Origin of the sequence: Methylomarinum sp. Ch1-1 (assembly GCF_030717995.2) — a bacterium.
Classification (GTDB): Bacteria; Pseudomonadota; Gammaproteobacteria; order Methylococcales; family Methylomonadaceae; genus Methylomarinum; species Methylomarinum roseum.
The window spans coordinates 2,357,293-2,374,624 of the sequence record NZ_CP157743.1 but is presented as its reverse complement, the minus strand read 5'-3'; the positions used below and the strand labels follow the sequence as shown (position 1 = coordinate 2,374,624).

Annotated in this window: 11 protein-coding genes; 9 read left to right on the top strand and 2 right to left on the bottom strand. The window is 49.1% G+C overall.

Annotated elements, in window-relative coordinates:
- Positions 1–98 precede the first annotated feature (98 nt).
- From Q9L42_RS11055 to Q9L42_RS11045, 3 genes are all read left to right on the top strand, one after another.
- Positions 99–1,838 (top strand): sulfite reductase subunit alpha, encoded by a 1,740-nt coding sequence (locus tag Q9L42_RS11055; protein ID WP_349431081.1) that lies wholly within the window; start codon positions 99–101, stop codon positions 1,836–1,838.
- Positions 1,839–2,595: 757 nt separating this feature from the next.
- Positions 2,596–3,024: a pentapeptide repeat-containing protein gene (locus Q9L42_RS11050; protein ID WP_349431080.1), complete on the top strand. Its 429-nt coding sequence runs from the start codon at positions 2,596–2,598 to the stop codon at positions 3,022–3,024.
- 11 nt (positions 3,025–3,035) lie between these two features.
- Entirely contained in the window at positions 3,036–3,224 is a 189-nt protein-coding gene (locus Q9L42_RS11045; protein WP_349431079.1) for a hypothetical protein, read from the top strand.
- Here Q9L42_RS11045 and Q9L42_RS11040 read toward each other — a convergent pair whose 3' ends face one another.
- Together Q9L42_RS11040 and Q9L42_RS11035 are read right to left on the bottom strand one after the other, a co-directional pair.
- Positions 3,225–4,613 carry a TIGR03013 family XrtA/PEP-CTERM system glycosyltransferase gene (locus tag Q9L42_RS11040; protein ID WP_305908354.1) on the bottom strand — a complete coding sequence of 463 codons (1,389 nt, stop codon included), beginning with the start codon at positions 4,611–4,613 and terminating at the stop codon, positions 3,225–3,227.
- A gap of 11 nt (positions 4,614–4,624) precedes the next feature.
- Positions 4,625–5,428: a S1 family peptidase gene (locus Q9L42_RS11035; protein ID WP_305908355.1), complete on the bottom strand. Its 804-nt coding sequence runs from the start codon at positions 5,426–5,428 to the stop codon at positions 4,625–4,627.
- Positions 5,429–6,024: 596 nt separating this feature from the next.
- Here Q9L42_RS11035 and Q9L42_RS11030 point away from each other — a divergent pair.
- From Q9L42_RS11030 to Q9L42_RS11005, 6 genes are all read left to right on the top strand, one after another.
- Positions 6,025–6,435: a hypothetical protein gene (locus Q9L42_RS11030; protein WP_305908357.1), complete on the top strand. Its 411-nt coding sequence runs from the start codon at positions 6,025–6,027 to the stop codon at positions 6,433–6,435.
- 271 nt (positions 6,436–6,706) lie between these two features.
- Positions 6,707–9,976 carry a VanZ family protein gene (locus tag Q9L42_RS11025; protein WP_349431078.1) on the top strand — a complete coding sequence of 1,090 codons (3,270 nt, stop codon included), beginning with the start codon at positions 6,707–6,709 and terminating at the stop codon, positions 9,974–9,976.
- A gap of 905 nt (positions 9,977–10,881) precedes the next feature.
- The gene (locus Q9L42_RS11020) at positions 10,882–13,062 is read left to right on the top strand and encodes a DUF4962 domain-containing protein (RefSeq protein ID WP_349431077.1); all 2,181 of its coding nucleotides are present in this window, start codon (positions 10,882–10,884) and stop codon (positions 13,060–13,062) included.
- A 569-nt stretch (positions 13,063–13,631) separates the two neighbouring features.
- Positions 13,632–14,993 carry a phenylacetate--CoA ligase family protein gene (locus Q9L42_RS11015; RefSeq protein WP_305908364.1) on the top strand — a complete coding sequence of 454 codons (1,362 nt, stop codon included), beginning with the start codon at positions 13,632–13,634 and terminating at the stop codon, positions 14,991–14,993.
- Between the two features lie 147 nt (positions 14,994–15,140).
- Positions 15,141–15,959, top strand: a complete 819-nt coding sequence (locus Q9L42_RS11010; RefSeq protein ID WP_349431076.1) for an ABC transporter permease — start codon at positions 15,141–15,143, stop codon at positions 15,957–15,959.
- A gap of 70 nt (positions 15,960–16,029) precedes the next feature.
- On the top strand, positions 16,030–17,322 hold the full coding sequence (locus Q9L42_RS11005; protein WP_305908367.1) for an ABC transporter ATP-binding protein: 1,293 nt from the start codon (positions 16,030–16,032) through the stop codon (positions 17,320–17,322).
- The last annotated feature ends 10 nt before the right edge of the window (positions 17,323–17,332 follow it).

Genomic DNA, 17,332 nt, shown 5'->3' with positions numbered 1-17,332 from the left:
CCCGCTCCATACCGGAGCGGGTGCTTTATTCAAGCAGAAACTTAACAACTACATGTCGCCGGCATGACGATGCGTCCGGCTAAACGGTTAACAACAACATGAAAGCACCTTATATTCCATATAACGCACCCTACAGTGACAATCAACGGGCCTGGCTAAGCGGTTTTTTTGCCGGCATGCACAGCCATATGTTGCAAAGTGCCGGTTCAGTCAATCAGGCGGACGCCAGAAAGCTCAATATTCTATACGGCAGTCAAACCGGCAACTCCGAGTCGGTCGCCGAGGACGTGGCCGCGGCGGCGAAATCGCACGGCCTGGTGCCGTTAGTCAAAAGCATGGATGAAATTGATATCGCTCAATTGGCGCAAATGGAATATGTCCTGATCGTCACCAGCACCTACGGTGAAGGGGAAATGCCGGATAACGCGCAGATCTTGTGGGAGGACGTATCCGCCGATGACGCCCCTAGCATGGAACAGATAAAATACTCGGTGCTAGCGCTGGGCGACACCAGCTATGACCAGTTCTGTCAGGCCGGCATCGAATGGGATCGACGCCTGGAAGCCCTAGGCGCGAACAGATTATTCGAGCGTATCGACTGCGACGTCGATTTCGAGGAACCGGCGGAAAGCTGGATCAGCGAAGTCGTCCCGTTAATGGCGGAAGGCGCGGCCACGACGGCGATTATCGATACCGAGGCCCAGCCCGCGAAACCGACTTATAACCGTAAAAATCCATTCCCGGCGAAATTATTGGTTAACCGTCTGTTGACCTCCCCCGATTCATCGAAGGAAACCCGCCACTATGAAATTTCCATTGAGGGTTCTGGTTTAAGCTATGAAGCCGGCGACGCCCTGTGTGTGCTGCCGACCAACTGCCCCGAGCTGGTCGCCGACATCATCGAGGCCATCGGCTGTAATGGCGACGAAGACGAGCCGGTAAACGGCGAACTGATGACGCTGTCCGAAGCCTTGCGCACGCATTTCGAAATCAAGCTGCCCAGCAAGGAACTGCTCGAGGAAATCGCCCGACGTTCCGGTGATCAGGAGCTGAATGCGCTGCTGGAATCGGGCGACAAAGATAAACTGTCCGACTATCTTTGGGGCCGCGACACGCTGGATCTGTTGTTGCAATTCCCCGATATGGAATTCTCCGCGGCCGAATTCTTGGCGCTGCTGAAACCGTTGCAACACCGCGCCTATTCCATCTCATCGAGCGGCAACATGCATCCGGACAACGTCCATTTGACCGTCGCCAGCGTCCGTTATCACAGCCATGACCGCGATCACAAGGGCGTCTGCTCGACCTATCTGGCCGACTTGGTTGACGAGGAGACCGAAGTCAAGGTGTTCTTCCAGCCGAACAAAATCTTCAGAGTGCCCGACAACGACGACGTGCCGATGATCATGGTCGGCCCCGGCACCGGTGTCGCGCCTTTCCGCGCCTTCCTGCAAGAACGCGAATTGAGACAGGCGAAAGGCAAAAACTGGCTGTTTTTCGGCGACCGCAACGCCGCCACCGACTTCATCTATCGTGAAGAACTGGAAGCGATGCAGGAAAAAGGCGTATTGAGCCGCCTGGATCTGGCTTTTTCCAGAGACCAGGCGGAGAAAATCTATGTTCAGGACAAAATGCGTGAAAACGGCGCCGAGCTTTTCGCCTGGCTGGAACAAGGCGGCTATTTCTTCGTATGCGGCGACGCCTACCGCATGGCCAAGGACGTCGACAAGGCCCTGCACGACATCATCGCCGAACACGGCAAGCTATCCGAGGCCGAAGCCGCCGATTATGTCAATCAGCTGAAAAAAGACAAACGTTACGTCAGAGACGTTTATTAACCGTAACTATTCAGTATCTTTCAGGGTTTCCTGGTTCCCACGGTCCTCCGTGGGAACCCATACTTTGCCACCTTAAGCCCGGTATGCATTCCCACGCAGGAGCGCTCATCGTTATACATAAGTCTCGTCATACCCGCTGGGATGCGGGTATCCAGGGTCAAGGATGACAGCCCAAATACATCCATGTAGCCTGGATTCCGGCAATCCCTGCCGGAATGACATGGATAACATAAAGATGTGTATAACGATGAGCGGTTCTCCGTGGGAACGCCAACCAAACGCATCGCGACCGAATACCGCCGGCGTAGGGTGCATTTTATGCACCGAAAACATCGCACAACGGCCAATTTTCCTGGTTCCCACGGTCCTCCGTGGGAACCCATACTTTGCCACATTAAGCCCGGTATGCATTCCCACGCAGGCGCGTGGGAACGAGGGTCAACATCGCACAACGGTCAATTTCGCCCCCTGCGCGGGGTTTGGTGGTTTGGTGGCTTGCTTCGCGAAGCCACCCTACGCATCGCAACCGTGGGGGACCCACCGTAGGGTGGATTCGCCGTCAGGCAATCCGCCTGGATACCGCACAACGACCATTTTTGGCCCCGGCGCGGGTTTTGGTGGTTTGGTGGCTTGCTTCGCGAAGCCGCCCTACGCATCGCAACCGTCGGGGACCCACCGTAGGGTGGATTCGCCGTCAGGCAATCCGCCTGGATATGCACAATGGTCAATTTTCGCCCCGGTGGCGTGTTTTGGTGGCTTGCTTCGCGAAGCCACCCTACGCGAAGCCGCCCTACGCGAAGCCGCCCTACGCGAAGCCGCCCTACGCGAAGCCGCCCTACGCGAAGCCACCCTACGCGAAGCCACCCTACGCGAAGCCACCCTACGCGAAACTACCCTACGAACTACTGCCGCATTTCATCTAAAAACATTGCCCTTATCGTTTGCAACGATTACTATTTGCTGTATCCAGCAAACAAAAAAAACGGGACTCGATATGTTTCTCTTCACCGAAATGCTGCGCATAGTCATTGTGGGACTGATGATTGTGGTTCCTGCGATCGTAATCTATAACCGCGCCGGTCTGAACCCCTGGTGGGCTGGCCTGGTCTTCCTACCCGGCATCGGTTTATTGCTAATCTGCCTGCAACTTGCCTTCACGCCCTGGCCCAACCAGAAACTCGATTGAGGTGACGAATTATGGAATTTTTTTATTTATTGGTCGCCGCATTCGCCCTCTTAGTCTTATGGCTATGCAGCATTATTCTGGAAAAAGCCGGACTCAACAAACTTTGGACCCTCGTTCTGTTGATTCCGGTGGTCAACATCATCATGCTGTGGGCCTTCGCCTTCGTCGAATGGCCTAAAGTACGGGGAAAACAACCCTGATCACCGAGCGCCCTTGCCCCATAGGATCACCTCGACGGTATGAATGATGATGATCAAGTCCAAAAATAGGCTGTAATTCTTGACGTAATACAGGTCGTATTGCAATTTCTGAATGGCATCGTATTCATTGGCGCCATAGGGATAACATAATTGCGCCCAACCGGTAATCCCCGGTTTGACCCGGTGTCTCTTACGATAATAAGGGATGCTTTCGGCAAACTGATCGACAAACTGGGGACGCTCCGGACGCGGGCCGACGAAACTCATATCGCCGCGCAACACATTCCAGATCTGCGGCAACTCATCCAGGCGGTATTTTCTGATCACCGCACCGACCTTGGTGACGCGATCATCATTCTCGCTGGCCATGCGGGCGCCATTCATTTCCGCGTCGGTGCGCATGCTGCGAAACTTCATCACCTCAAAATTCTCATTCAATTCGCCCACCCTGGTCTGGCGATAGAGTATCGGCCCCTTAAAACGGCTTTCCAGCATTATCGCGATCGCCACCGCCAGCATGAAAGGCCAACTGACCGCCAATAAAAACAGGCTGGCGAGTATATCCACCAGTCGTTTCTGCATAGCCCTGAAATCGCCACCGGCAAAGCCGTCGGAAAAAATGAACCAGCTAGGGTAAAGATTCTCCAGATCGATAATGGCCTTTTCTCGCTCGTAAAATGTCAGCAAATCAACCACATCGACCCCATAAACCTTGCAATCGAGCAACTCATCCATCGGCAACCGGCTGCGTCTGTCGTCGATCGCAACGACGATTTCATCGACACCCGTTTCCCGGACAAAGGGCAGTAATTCGCTGGGCTGCGTCAAGATATCGACCCCATCAACGGCTTTATCGGCGCCTTCCAACGCCATGCAGCCACAGACCTGGAAACCCTTATGCAAATAATGATCATTGCTGTTAATCAGTTTTTTCGCCTTCTGGCCGGCGCCGATGACCAATATCTTTTTTTGTAATTTGTTTACTTTTACATAGCGGTAAAACAAATATCTAAGCGCCAACATGCCGACAAAACTGAAAGCCAGCGCATAAACCAATACACTGCGGGCAATGGTAAATGCCGGTATCGCATAATAAACAATGATCAAGGCGATGGCCGCGACCGTGAAACTGATGCCGACGCGGGACAACAGCTTATAGTCATTCCAACTGATGGAGCGCCGGTATAGCCCTATGCCGATATTGGACAACGACAAAACGGTCGCAAAGATGATGCTCGATAAGCCGACATATTCATCGGAATACCAGGAATCCGTGTACATAAAACGGAAGTCATGTCCATAACGCATCGACAGAAAAAACAGGGCGTATTCCAGCAGGAACAACCCTAAATAAACACCGGAAATGTAATGGCGAAAAATTCTTATCATGATGGTTTACGTTATTGTAGTAATCCTTTGTCTTTCAATAGATTGCGTAAATGAACGATCGGTATTGCATAACTGATGCCGCTGGGTTTGGACAACACATTTTCCTTGCTCTCCTTGACGAAAACCTTATTGATAATGCCGATGACCTCCCCGGTTTGCAGGTGATACAAGGGACTGCCGCTATTGCCGGGATAGGCGGTCGCATCCAATTGATAGACATTATAGGGAGCGCGCAATCTCTTCATGACTTTTGCGTTCAACTGACTGGAATTGATCATCGGTATCGCGACCGGGCTGATCGCCGAAATGATGCCCCGATGGGTGACCGGATAAAGCCCCAGCACCATGCCGATCGGATAACCGGTGAAGGCGTATAACTCCCCCTCTCTGACATCCTTCCCGCTTAACTTTAAAGGAGTCAACGAACCCTTATCAAGTTTTAACACCGCAACATCATGACTCGTATCGACGGCGACTTCTTTCGCATAGTATAGAGAATCTCTGCCGTTTTTCTTGATAAACACGGCAATACGCTCCCGCCTTTCCACTTGCAGTGACTCCGGCAAAACATGGGCATTGGTCACCACCAAGCGGCCATTACCGATAGCAAATCCCGTCCCCCTGAACTGCGCCCTAGGAGAGCGTTTAGGCATATAAGTGCCGACGGCGACGATCCCTGGTTTAATATCATCCAGTGTAGCAACTAAACTTTGCTCGGCGCTAGCCTCTTCTCCCATGATCAGAAGAGAAATCGCCGCTAAGGCCGACGTCAACAGCCATAAAATATTGCGTTCCCAGCTTAAAGTTCTATTCATATTAGGAAGTTTACCGGTTAACTCATATGCTCCATCTTAAAACATCAGACGAAAAGAGCAAAAACATAATTTTCTTGCGTTTTCTAGCTTCGAATTGATATTAATTTCTCTGTACACACAAAAAATCAATTAAAAACTCTGAAAGCAGTTTGTAATTCTATGTTCAATCCATATTGCATATACTCGAGACTTACTGGGCGGGGCGGGTTATTTAACCCGCCCCGAACGTTTAACTTACTCTAGCCACGGTTAAACCGTTCAGGACATCGTTGACCTGCATTTCGCATAGCGACATGCGGACTACTTGCGCCACGGCTCCGCCAAAGTCTGCCCGTAGGAGGGCGGCGCTCCTACGCAAACAAAGCATCGTCTTGCCTTCCGATGTGCTGAACTGCGTGAAGCGCATCAAAAACCGGTGCGCTTCCTCTCGTCAGCACACCCTACTCACATCCGGTAGTTAATTTTCTGTTTTGCCACTCATCCATTTAATGAGATAGCCCTGCTTTGAAAGCAGTTTGTAATTGTATGTTCAATCCATATTGCATATACTCGAGACTTACTAATAGTACTTCTTAATTTATGGAGGGGGTATTGCCATGTTTAAAACCAATCATTTTTTTACGATCGTATTAAGCTTCCTTATTACAAACTACGCGGCTGCCAACTGTAGCTCCCCTAGTGTTACTGGGCAAAGTCTTATAGATGCTCTCACCGGCAACACGGTCTGCACCTCGGATTCCCAGGAAGAGCACCATTCCGGAGGTCAATTATGGGATTATAAAACCGGCGATACTTCCGACCCTGTTGACCCAAGAAAACAAATTGGCTCATGGGGTATAGCTGCTGACCAGGTGACTTATAATTACGATGACGGCACCAATACCTCTGGTCCTTTCACCTTCAGCCTACACTATAATGGCGGCAACAGTTACTCCTTTTGCCAAGGCGCAAGCGAAATAGTCACGGCAACAATTATTAGCGGTGTTAACGTCGGTTGTGGCTTTTAGTCGCTCATGAGAAAACTAAAAGGATGAATGAGCCGCGACACTAAGCCGGCAATAGACGAGGAAAACCGAGAAACTATCCTCAGGACTTGCCGGCAGCCCGAACCCGCCGACACCCTAACCCAACACACCTTGAACATCTTGATCATTAGACGTTTTTTGCTCGACCAGGAGTATATTGGGTTGTTATCACATCTGTATACAAAGTTATGGATAAACTAACCAGCGACATATTAACAGCACGTTACCCAAGACGAACATGACACCGATTAACATGCGAAAATTTTTATTTTTCGCCGTTACTTACAGTCTCTTCATCATCTACGGCAGCCTGGTTCCGCTAGATTACCGCCCCATCCCTTTCGAACAAGCTTGGCAATCCTTTAAAAACATCCGCTATCTGAGCCTGGGCGCGGCTTCAAGAGCCGACTGGATTGCCAACATCGTCTTATACATCCCGCTGACCTTCTCGTTATCGGTTTACTGCCGCCACAAAAGCCAATCCTCCTGGCGAATTGTTTGGCTTTCCGCACTCATTTTAACACTCAGCCTCGCTCTCGCCGTCACCATCGAATTTTGCCAACAATTCTTCCCCCCGCGCACCGTCTCCCAAAACGACTTGATCGCGGAAACGATCGGCAGCCTAGTCGGCCTGGCGCTTGGCTTGACACACGGCAAACGTCTGCTGGAGCTATTTCAACATATTTTGTCAGGCGGCAAAGGCGCATTCTTGGCCAGCGCCGGGCTATACGTCATAGGCTATCTGGCCGTCAGTTTCTTTCCTTACGACTTCGTCACTTCGTTTCAGGAACTCGGCGACAAATTAGCAAGCGGACAAGACAGTCTCTTTATTTCATCCAGCTGCGGTGGCTTGATCCGCTGCAGCGCCAAACTGACATCGGAAATTGTTCTGGCCGTCCCTCTAGGCATATTCTTCGGCGCACTCCTCAAATGGCATCCGCAACGCCTCACCGCAGTCATGCTGATAGGCTTTATTTTCGGCACCGTCATCGAAGCCAGTCAAGTGCTTCTGGTTTCCGGTGTCGCCCAGGGAATCTCGGTATTGACACGCATACTCGGCATGGGGCTGGGAGAAAAGCTCTACAAAAATATCGGCGCCCGCCGGTCACGCACCTTTATCAATCCCGCCCTGCGCAAATATATCGTCATTGCATGTCTACCTTATGTTCTGCTGTTGGCCGGCCTAAACGGCTGGTCATGGTCAAACACATATAGCGACGATGTGACCGGCAAACTGTCCGACATTCATTGGCTGCCCTTCTATTATCACTACTACACGAGCGAATCCGTCGCCTTAACCAGTCTGCTGAGCGTTTTGTTCATGTATATGCCGGTAGGCCTGGGGCTCTGGCTATGGAAAAATTCGGGCGGATACACGCTGGCCGGTTCGAAAAAGTTTAGTGCCGGCTTATATGCAGCCGGCCTGGCGTTTGCGCTAGAAACCAGCAAATTATTTCTCAATGGCAAACACCCGGACCCGACCAACCTGCTGATCAGTTTTATCTCGGCCTATTTGACTTATGCCATGGCCGACCTCATGTATGGATGGTTTCATCAGCAACAACCGGAACAACACAAACCCCATCCTGACGCCTCAAACAACAACGATGAATCGGAAACGGAACAACCCGATCAAAAACCGCCGTCAACCGACAGACAATCTTCCTCCGTTGCGGGAAAAACCCTCGCCGCGCTGATTTTCGCAGCCCTGGCCTGGAAACTGATCGATTATCCGGGCAATTCGCCCGCCTTGTGCATTGTTCTTGTGCTATACAGCCTTTTAATCTACCGGTTTCCACAAGCCTGGTTAATCGCCCTGCCGGCATTATTACCGATATCCGACCTCTCTCCCTGGACCGGACGGCTGTTTTTCACCGAATTCGATTATTTTGTGCTGACGACCATCGCCATCAGTTGCTGGCGAAACAGATTAGCCTCGCCATTTAAAAACTATTCATCGGGCGCTTTGCTCCTGCTGCTTCTCTATGCGATTTTTTACACGGTAAGCATGATCAAGGGGCTACTGCCCATACAACCTTTGGACGCTAACGCATTTTCCACTTATTACAGCCATTACAATAGCCTAAGAATCGCCAAGGGGCTATATTGGGCGCTGCTTTTACTTCCTATGTTGTCGTTCAGCCTGAGCCGGCAAAAAAACGCGACTCGTTATTTCGGTTACGGCCTGCTAGGCGGCCTGACCATCGTCTCTTTGTTTGCGATCGCCGAACGCGCCGCCTTTACCGGACTGTTCGATTTTTCTTCGGATTTTCGCATCACTTCCACCTTCTACAGCATGCATACCGGCGGCGCGCACCTGGACGCCTTTTTATTAATCGGCCTGCCATTCATCTACTTATTGCTGAACAACAAGCCGAGTCATGCCCTGTTCGGCCTGATTTTGTTTAGCGGCGGCCTTTACACGCTATTAATGACCTTTTCCCGGGGCGCCTATCTCGCGCTGGGCGTTGAATTCATCGCACTCTTCATCGGCTTGCTGATCGGTTATAAACGACTATTATCGCAACAACAGCCTAAGTGGTTATGGGCGTCGGCGATGGTAATATTGGCCATTGCGATATCGACGCCGGTATTACAAGGCCGCTTCATTCAACATCGTTTTCAACAATCCGACGAGGAAGCGCAGATCCGCAGCTCACATTGGCTAAATGCCATCAATATGATGGATTCCGACTGGCCTACGGCCTTATGGGGCATGGGACTGGGAACATTTCCCAGAAGTTATTTCTGGAACAGTATCGTTCAGCCTATGCCCGCCACATTCAGCCTGAAACAGGATGAACCGGAGCCCTATTTACAACTCCGGGGCGGCGCTCCGTTATATCTGGAACAAATTATCGATGTCGATGCATACACCGATTACCCATTAACATTCGAATATCGAGCCTACGCCAGCAACAGCGGTCTAAACATCGATATCTGCGAAAAAGCGGTGCAACATTCTTTTGACTGCCAAAGCCTGTCATTCAATACAGGCGATAGTCAAAATTGGCGGCAGTTCAAGCAAACCATCAACACAAGGGAAGCAGGCAACAAGAAAGACAATTTACTTGCAGGCACGCGGGTCAGGCCGGTCAAGCTAATTCTGCATAATGGACAAACAGACAGCGTCATCGACATTAAAAACATTGCCTTACTCTCGCCTTCCAAAAACAATCTGCTCAAAAACGGCGATTTCACCCAGGATATGGATCATTGGTTTTTTACCGCCGACGACCACATCCCCTGGCGCAGCGAAAACCTGTGGGTGCAAATACTTTTCGAACAGGGTTGGTTGGGCGCCATCCTCTTCACATGGCTTATTATGTCGGCCTTTCTAAACCTTTATAAGCAATTGGGCCATCGACAGATAAGCCCCGTTATACTGGCGTCCCTATCCGGCCTTGTCATCATAGGTATCGTTGACAGCTGTTTCGATGCGCCCAATATCGCCTTAATTTCTTACTTGATTATATTTTTAAGTTTGCAAATAATAGATCCTAAAAACGAAAAAAGACCTTAGATTCTTGAGCAAGACGGAGTTTGTAACCCCGTCATGAACGGTTGAATCGTTCAGGACCTCGTTGTCCTGCTTCGCATAGCAACATGCGGACTACTTGTTTTTCGCGCCGAGGGCGGCGCTCCTACGCCACTTTACCTTTGTGGATGTGCTGAACAATGTGAAGCGCATCAAAAACGGTGCGCTTCCTATCGTCAGCACACCCTACCGCATCGTAGGGTGGATCAAGCGCAGCGGATCCGCCAACGTAGGGCGGCTTCGCGAAGCAAGCCGCCAAAAAACGCCACCGAAGGCAGAATTAGCCGTTATGCGTATCCAGACGGATTGCCCCTCGTTCCCACGCTCCTGCGTGGGAATGCATACCGGGGCTTAAGGTGGCAAAGTATGGGTTCCCAAGCGCATCAAAACCGGTGCGCTTCCTATCGTCAGCACACCCTACCGCATCGTAGGGTGGATCAAGCGCAGCGGATCCGCCAACATAGGGCGGCTTCGCGTAGGGTGGCTTCGCGAAGCAAGCCACCAAACCCCGCCACCGGAGGCAAAATTAGCCGTTGTGGTATCCAGGCGGATTGCCTGTCGGCGAATCCACCCTACGGTGGGCCGACCCGACGGTTGCGATACCAACGTAGGGCGGCTTCGCGTAGGGCGGCTTCGCGAAGCAAGCCGCCAAAAAACGCCACCGAAGGCAGAATTAGCCGTTATGCGCATCCAGGCGGATTGCCCTGGCGGCGAATCCACCCTACGGCTGCGATGCCAATGTAGCCTTGCCGTTGTAGGATGTGCTGAACAACGTGAAGCGCATCAAAACCGGTGCGCTTCCTATCGTCAGCACACCCTACCCGCAACGGATGTAGCCCTGATACAATTAGCCTTCGCCCTAGCCAAGCCTATCACTGGAGCGCTAAAAAATGAATGAGCATCCCGGTCGACATAAGCAGATCAGCATTCTCGCTATCTTTACCGCGACAATCATCGCTGGCATCCTGATCGCAACTACCCTTGTCTATACCGCAGAGCATGATCAAACGCCTCAAGAACCTCCATTAGCCGACAACATAGCAAAAATCGAAATCGCCAACTTTCGACGACAACACCCTAGACTTCCAGCTCCGACAGCCGATGACATCAGCCAGATACAGAAGCATTACCCGAATGTTGCCCGCGCCACTCTCAATGTCGACAAACACAGCCCCCGCGACCTTTATCGCACCATCGTCAAAACAACGTTCCATCCGACGCCGGCCTCATTGAACGAAGTTTATCGTTTGATGACCAACCTAAAATTTTCTGGGAGGGGAGACCGACAAGCCAAACCGCTGGCCCAAGCCTATGACTGGTTATACGACTCATGGTCCGCGGAACAAAAACAAAACCTTCAACAAAAACTGGCCGAAGGCTGTCGATATTTGATCGATGTCATCGATAAACAACAACTCTCTCCATACAACGTGTTTTTGTATAACAGCCCTTTCCAAGCCTTGATGGCTACGGCCATTGCGCTCTATCAGGATCACCCTTATGGGGGAAAATGCATGCATTATACCCGTAATCTCTGGATAAACCGGGTGCTGCCCGTTTGGCGGCAAATCATGGGCAAGAACGGCGGCTGGCACGAAGGCCTCGAATATGTCGGCATCGGCATCGGCCAAGCGGTCTACCAAGTGCCGGCGATGTGGCGCAAGGCGACCGGCGAAGACCTTTTCAAAACCGAAGCCGGCATCAAAGGTTTTCTCGATTTCCTGATTTACCGCACCCGACCTGACGGGACGCATATGCGCTGGGGCGACGGCGCCTATTTTGACCGCATCGTATCGGATCGATTGGCCCTAGCCATCGAATACAACCATAAAGCCGCCTATAGTTTTAAAGGCTGCCCGCGCCCCTTCGCCTCATCGACTTATCCGTGGGGACCGTTGACCACGGACCGATTGTGCGATTCAAACGCCCTACACCGACTCCCCCTGGAAAAACATTTTGACGGCATCGGCATGGTCGTCGCCCGCAGCAACTGGGATAACGATGCAACCTACGTGACTTTCAAAGCCGGCGACAATTACTGGTCTCACTCTCATCTTGACCAAGGTTCGTTCACGCTGTACAAAGGCGGGCCATTGATTATCGACAGCGGCCTATATGGCCCTCGTTACGGTTCCGATCATCACATGAACTACAGTTATCAAAGCATTGCCCACAATGTAATCACGGTAACCGACGAACAAGACAACGTTCCCGCCCCCGGCAAAGACAAAAAACCACCCCGCCCCATCGCCAATGACGGCGGCCAACGGAGAATCGGTTCCGGCTGGGGCGTCGAACCGGCGCCGATGGATCTGAACGAATGGCTGAACAAAAAAGACCTCTACCATAGCGGAAAAATCGAAAAATACTACGCCGATGAGAACTTCGTTATCGCCATCGCCGATTTAACCCCCGCCTACACCAATCAAAAATCAGGAAGCGGCGCTTTTTCCGCCCGGAGCAGACGGGTTGAAGATTACTGGCGCACCTTTATCTATGACAAGAAGCTCGACATCGTCATCATCCACGATGATATTACCTCGACCGATAAAAACTTCGTCAAACGCTCGATATTTCATACCATCAACCAGCCCCAGCAGGAAAACAATAAAATCGTTTCCCGCGTCTTATCCAACTCCCCCCTCTTTATTCAACCAAGCGGCGAACTCGAAGCGACGGTTTTGTTTCCGAAGAAAGCCCACATCAATATCATCGGCGGCAAGGGCGCTGAATTTCTTGTCGACGGCAAAAATTACGACGAAAACGGAACGCTATGGGATGTCGTCCAAAAACGCACCCGCAATCCGCCCGAACCGGGCTCCTGGCGGGTGGAAATCACGCCGCCCTCGGCTCAGAATAAAGACCGCTTTTTAATCGTTTATAATCCTAAACTGTCCAACGATAGAGAAAACCTGTCGATCAAGCGGCTAGAAACGCAAAGCCAAATCGGTTGCCGTATTGAAGGAAGCACACTCGCTCATGAATTCCTGTTTGCAGAAAACGAGCATGATCTAACTATCAAATTGAGTAACGGCTTGAAACAAAAAACCATAAATCTTTCAGTTCCTTGAACTAAAATACTATAGAACCCCACTTTGTAAGATGGTAAATATGTGTGGCTGCCAAATGCGTTTGGCGTTAACCTAGGGACTGATAGCTTGATTTAAGAATTTAAGAGAACACTGTAGATATAGGCTGGTTGTATCCTAAAAGAAATACTTGATTACTTATAACTCTCGGCTACTTGGCGAGTGTTCGGTGGCTTAATCTGCAAGTGTGTGAGGCATGGATGCAGAACCCAAGCTTATAGGGATATATTTACCCAGCACCTAAATTCCATAGGCTAATGGCTGCGATAAATCATCTTCGTTTATTTAGGTGCTGGGTGAACAGCGTCTTGCAGAGCAAGTTACCGAATGCTCGTTTTTCATCTATCTTAGCAAGTACGTTTAATGCAGTTAATCATTATTCTTTAAAGCTGGCGGAAACTTATGGGTAATCAGGAAGATATATGAATGTAGCATCACACAACACAAATCTGAATATTGGTTTTCATCGCCTGCTACCAACCTAGCTTTGCGCCATTAACGGTGAAAACAAATTAAAGAAACCAGGTTAAATCTTAAAACACTCAAACACCATGACGCCTTGGATAGTTAAAAATATCGCCTTCCCTTTGCACGAAAAGCTGTTACAACGGCCGACCATCGCATATGCCGACGACTTGGAAAAAAGCCAATGGCTATCCAGGCAAGAAATTGAAACTCTGCAACGACAAAAACTCAAACAATTGTTGCAACTGGCCGTCGAACATACGCCCTGGCATGCCGAACGCATAATCAATTCCGGAATCGATTTACACCCGGACAGTCTGCCGGATTTCGAAGACCTAGCGCGGCTGCCGACGATGACCAAACAAGATGCCCAGCTCAATGGCGCACAAATGGTATGGCGTGAAGTACCGGGCGGCGCCTATCAATATACAACTGGCGGATCGAGCGGGCAGCCATTGATTTTTTATTACGGCAAATGGCGTCAAGCCTCCGATGCCGCCGGTAGGATACGGGCAAGACGTTGGTGGAATATTGATATCGGAGCGAAAGAAGTATTTCTATGGGGGGCCCCCATTGAGCTCGGTAAAACTGATCTGATCAAACGACTACGTGACAGTATCATGAATCAGGTCATTTTGAATGCGTTCGAAATGTCGCCTAAAAACATGAAAACTTATTTGCAATTTCTTGAGAAATTTCAACCAAGCTGTATCTATGGCTATGCCAGCAGCCTTGCTCTATTAGCTAAATTCGCTCAAGTTGAGAAAAAACACATAAGACTTCCTAAACTCAGAGGAGTTTTTACAACCGGTGAACCGCTTTACCCTGATCAGCGAAAATTAATTCAGGAAACATTCCAAGCTCCTGTAGCCAATGAGTTTGGCAGTAGAGACAGCGGTTTTATTGCCCATGAATCGCCAAATGAGCAAATGCTCTTGATGAGCGAAAGCAACATTCTGGAAATACTTGACCAATATGGTAAACCGGTGAAACCAGGTAAAATCGGGGAAGCCGTGATAACCGGTTTATGTTCGCAAGCACAACCCTTTATTCGTTATCGAACCGGTGATATGATCAAGGCCACAGATAATACCTGTCGAGAAGGCCGAGGATTACATGTCATCGAAGAAGCATTAGGGCGCTCAACCGATTTCATCATAAAAAAAGACGGCACTATAGTACACGCACTAGCGGTTATCTACGTTCTGAGAGCCATCGAAGGCATAGAAGCCTTCAAAATTATTCAACATACAATTAGCGAACTGGAAGTGCAGATAGTAACGAATGCATTATGGCAGCAAAGCTGCCGACATCAAATAGTCGACCAACTTCAGCAACGCCTGGGTGACGTTGATATTATGATTAACCAGCTAGATGCGATTTCTGCGGAAAAATCCGGCAAACATCGCTATGTCGTCAGTCATGTACCGCTACCCACAGGCATTTAAAAAAGAAGTGTCATGCAAATAAAATGCTACATAAAAATGGCTTACTCAATAAATATTGTTTACCATCGTAAATCAAATGGTTCAACTAACTTGATTATTCGAACATAATTCACTTAAAGAAAATACCACCTCAGAATTTAAAAATTAATGTCAGCCGCAAAAAAAAGCATCTTCGCCTATCGTGAACTCATCGCCGCTCTGGCATGGAAAAATATCGTCGTCCGTTATAAACAAGCCTATTTGGGTATTTTATGGGCGGTGCTGAAACCCGTCATGCTCATGCTGATTTTCACTGTAGTCAAGAGCTTTGTCGGCATTGAAACCGGCAATATCCCCTATCCTATACTCACTTTTGCCGCCCTCCTACCCTGGATTTTCTTTCAAGAATCCGCGTCTGAAGGCGTCAATAGCGTTACCTCTAATGCCGCGTTGATAAAAAAAATCTATTTTCCCCGGGAAGTCTTTCCCTTGACGGCCATGGTCACTAAACTAGTCGAACTGACGATCAGCTTTTTCATCCTAGCCGGCTTGATGATCTATTACGAAATGATGCCCAGCATTTATGCCTGTTGGGTGCCCGCCATTATTCTTTACACGATGATCGTAGCACTTACCATCAGCTTTTTTGGCGCGGCGATGAATGTTTATTACCGCGATATAGCTCAAGCGTTACCCGTCGCTTTATCGCTGTTAATGTATGGTTCTCCGGTAATGTATCCGTTGAGCTTGGTCCACAAAAAATTAATCGAAGAACAGGCAGCTGGCATTTGGTCCAATGATTTATATACTCTGTACACCTTAAACCCTCTAGCCGGCATTATCGACAGCTTCCAGCGGGTATTGCTTAAAGGCTTGCCTCCAGACTTCGAAGCTATTTACCCCGGACTGATATTAACTTTAGCCATGCTCCCTTTTAGCTACTTATTTTTCAAGCGGGCGGAAAACTGGTTTGCCGATGTTATCTGAAATCCGATAGAAAAACATACATTTCTTAAAATATTAAACCATCAAAGTTAGAAGAAGACACCCTATACCCATGCCCATCATCGAAGTCAATCATCTCACCAAAGAATATCAACTCGGCCATTTAACGAGCCTGAAAGAAACCGCATTGAATTCTTTGAGAAGACTGACCTTTCGCACCCCGCATGAAAGAGAGCGCTTCAAGGCCCTGGACGACGTCAACTTCCATATCGAAGAAGGCGAAGTCGTCGGCATCATCGGCCACAACGGCGCAGGCAAGAGCACCTTGTTGAAACATCTTGCCAACATCAGCAAACCGACTAAGGGTGAAGTGATCGTGCGCGGCAGCGTCGCCCCGTTGATCGAAGTCGGCGCCGGCGTCAATCCGGAATTGACCGGACGGGAAAATATTTTTTTGAATGGCGCTATTCTTGGCATACCTAAAAAAGTCATCAAGCAAAAACTGGATGAAATTATCGAGTTTTCGGAGCTAGAGAAGTTCATCGATACGCCGGTTAAACGTTATAGTTCAGGGATGACCGTTAAATTGGGCTTTTCTATTGCGACTAGCATGGATGCTGATATTTTGATAGTGGATGAAGTGTTAGCGGTGGGGGACCTTGCTTTTCAACGGAAGTGTTTTGATCGGATGGAAAGCTTAATTAAACGCAGCGGAAAAACTGTATTGATAGTCAGTCATAACCTTCGCCAAATTCAACGTTTATGTTCAAGAGTTATTATGCTTGATCACGGACATGCGGTTTCTGATGGAAAACCCGATACAGTATGCGGTCAGTTTTATGAATATAGTAACGATAGAATCTACAATACAACTCTTAATCAACAAAGCCGGCAACGCTCTGATTTCAAATCTTCGGGTGAAATCGAAATTAAATCTATAGACATCCTTGACTCAAATAATAATCATATAGAAAAAATCAAGACGGGGGATCCTTTACATTTACAAGTTGAACTTAATTTTCAAAACTTCGTAGAAAAACCCGAATTTGTTTTCGGCACCCACACGACGGATTTTATATATCTCACCGCCTGCTCTACCGCCATCATCGACAATCATCCCAGCTTTTCCAAAGGTGAACATACAATAAATTGTTTCATACCATCCTACCCCATGGCTCCCGGTGTTTATTGCATACGTATCGCCATTTTCGACCAGAATCGGCGTATCATTTATGCTGGAGAGACCCTGAAAATTTTCTCAGTCTTACCCAAAGGCAATGAAATGAAAGAAGCACCGCTCAGATTGATTGATCTTCAATCTTCTTGGTTTTTTGATAATAATAAAACTCCTGAAAGTTTTTCTAGAATAGATTATCCAAGTGAAAAAATATCTAATAATTTATAATTAATTTTCT

Excerpts from the sequence above, each read along its gene's own strand:
- Q9L42_RS11040 (WP_305908354.1), bottom strand. The coding sequence starts at position 4,613 with ATGATAAGAATTTTTCGCCATTACATTTCCGGTGTTTATTTAGGGTTG.
- Q9L42_RS11045 (WP_349431079.1), top strand. The coding sequence starts at position 3,036 with ATGGAATTTTTTTATTTATTGGTCGCCGCATTCGCCCTCTTAGTCTTA.
- Q9L42_RS11030 (WP_305908357.1), top strand. The coding sequence starts at position 6,025 with ATGTTTAAAACCAATCATTTTTTTACGATCGTATTAAGCTTCCTTATT.
- Q9L42_RS11010 (WP_349431076.1), top strand. The coding sequence starts at position 15,141 with ATGTCAGCCGCAAAAAAAAGCATCTTCGCCTATCGTGAACTCATCGCC.
- Q9L42_RS11005 (WP_305908367.1), top strand. The coding sequence starts at position 16,030 with ATGCCCATCATCGAAGTCAATCATCTCACCAAAGAATATCAACTCGGC.
- Q9L42_RS11025 (WP_349431078.1), top strand. The coding sequence starts at position 6,707 with ATGCGAAAATTTTTATTTTTCGCCGTTACTTACAGTCTCTTCATCATC.
- Q9L42_RS11020 (WP_349431077.1), top strand. The coding sequence starts at position 10,882 with ATGAATGAGCATCCCGGTCGACATAAGCAGATCAGCATTCTCGCTATC.
- Q9L42_RS11015 (WP_305908364.1), top strand. The coding sequence starts at position 13,632 with ATGACGCCTTGGATAGTTAAAAATATCGCCTTCCCTTTGCACGAAAAG.
- Q9L42_RS11055 (WP_349431081.1), top strand. The coding sequence starts at position 99 with ATGAAAGCACCTTATATTCCATATAACGCACCCTACAGTGACAATCAA.
- Q9L42_RS11035 (WP_305908355.1), bottom strand. The coding sequence starts at position 5,428 with ATGAATAGAACTTTAAGCTGGGAACGCAATATTTTATGGCTGTTGACG.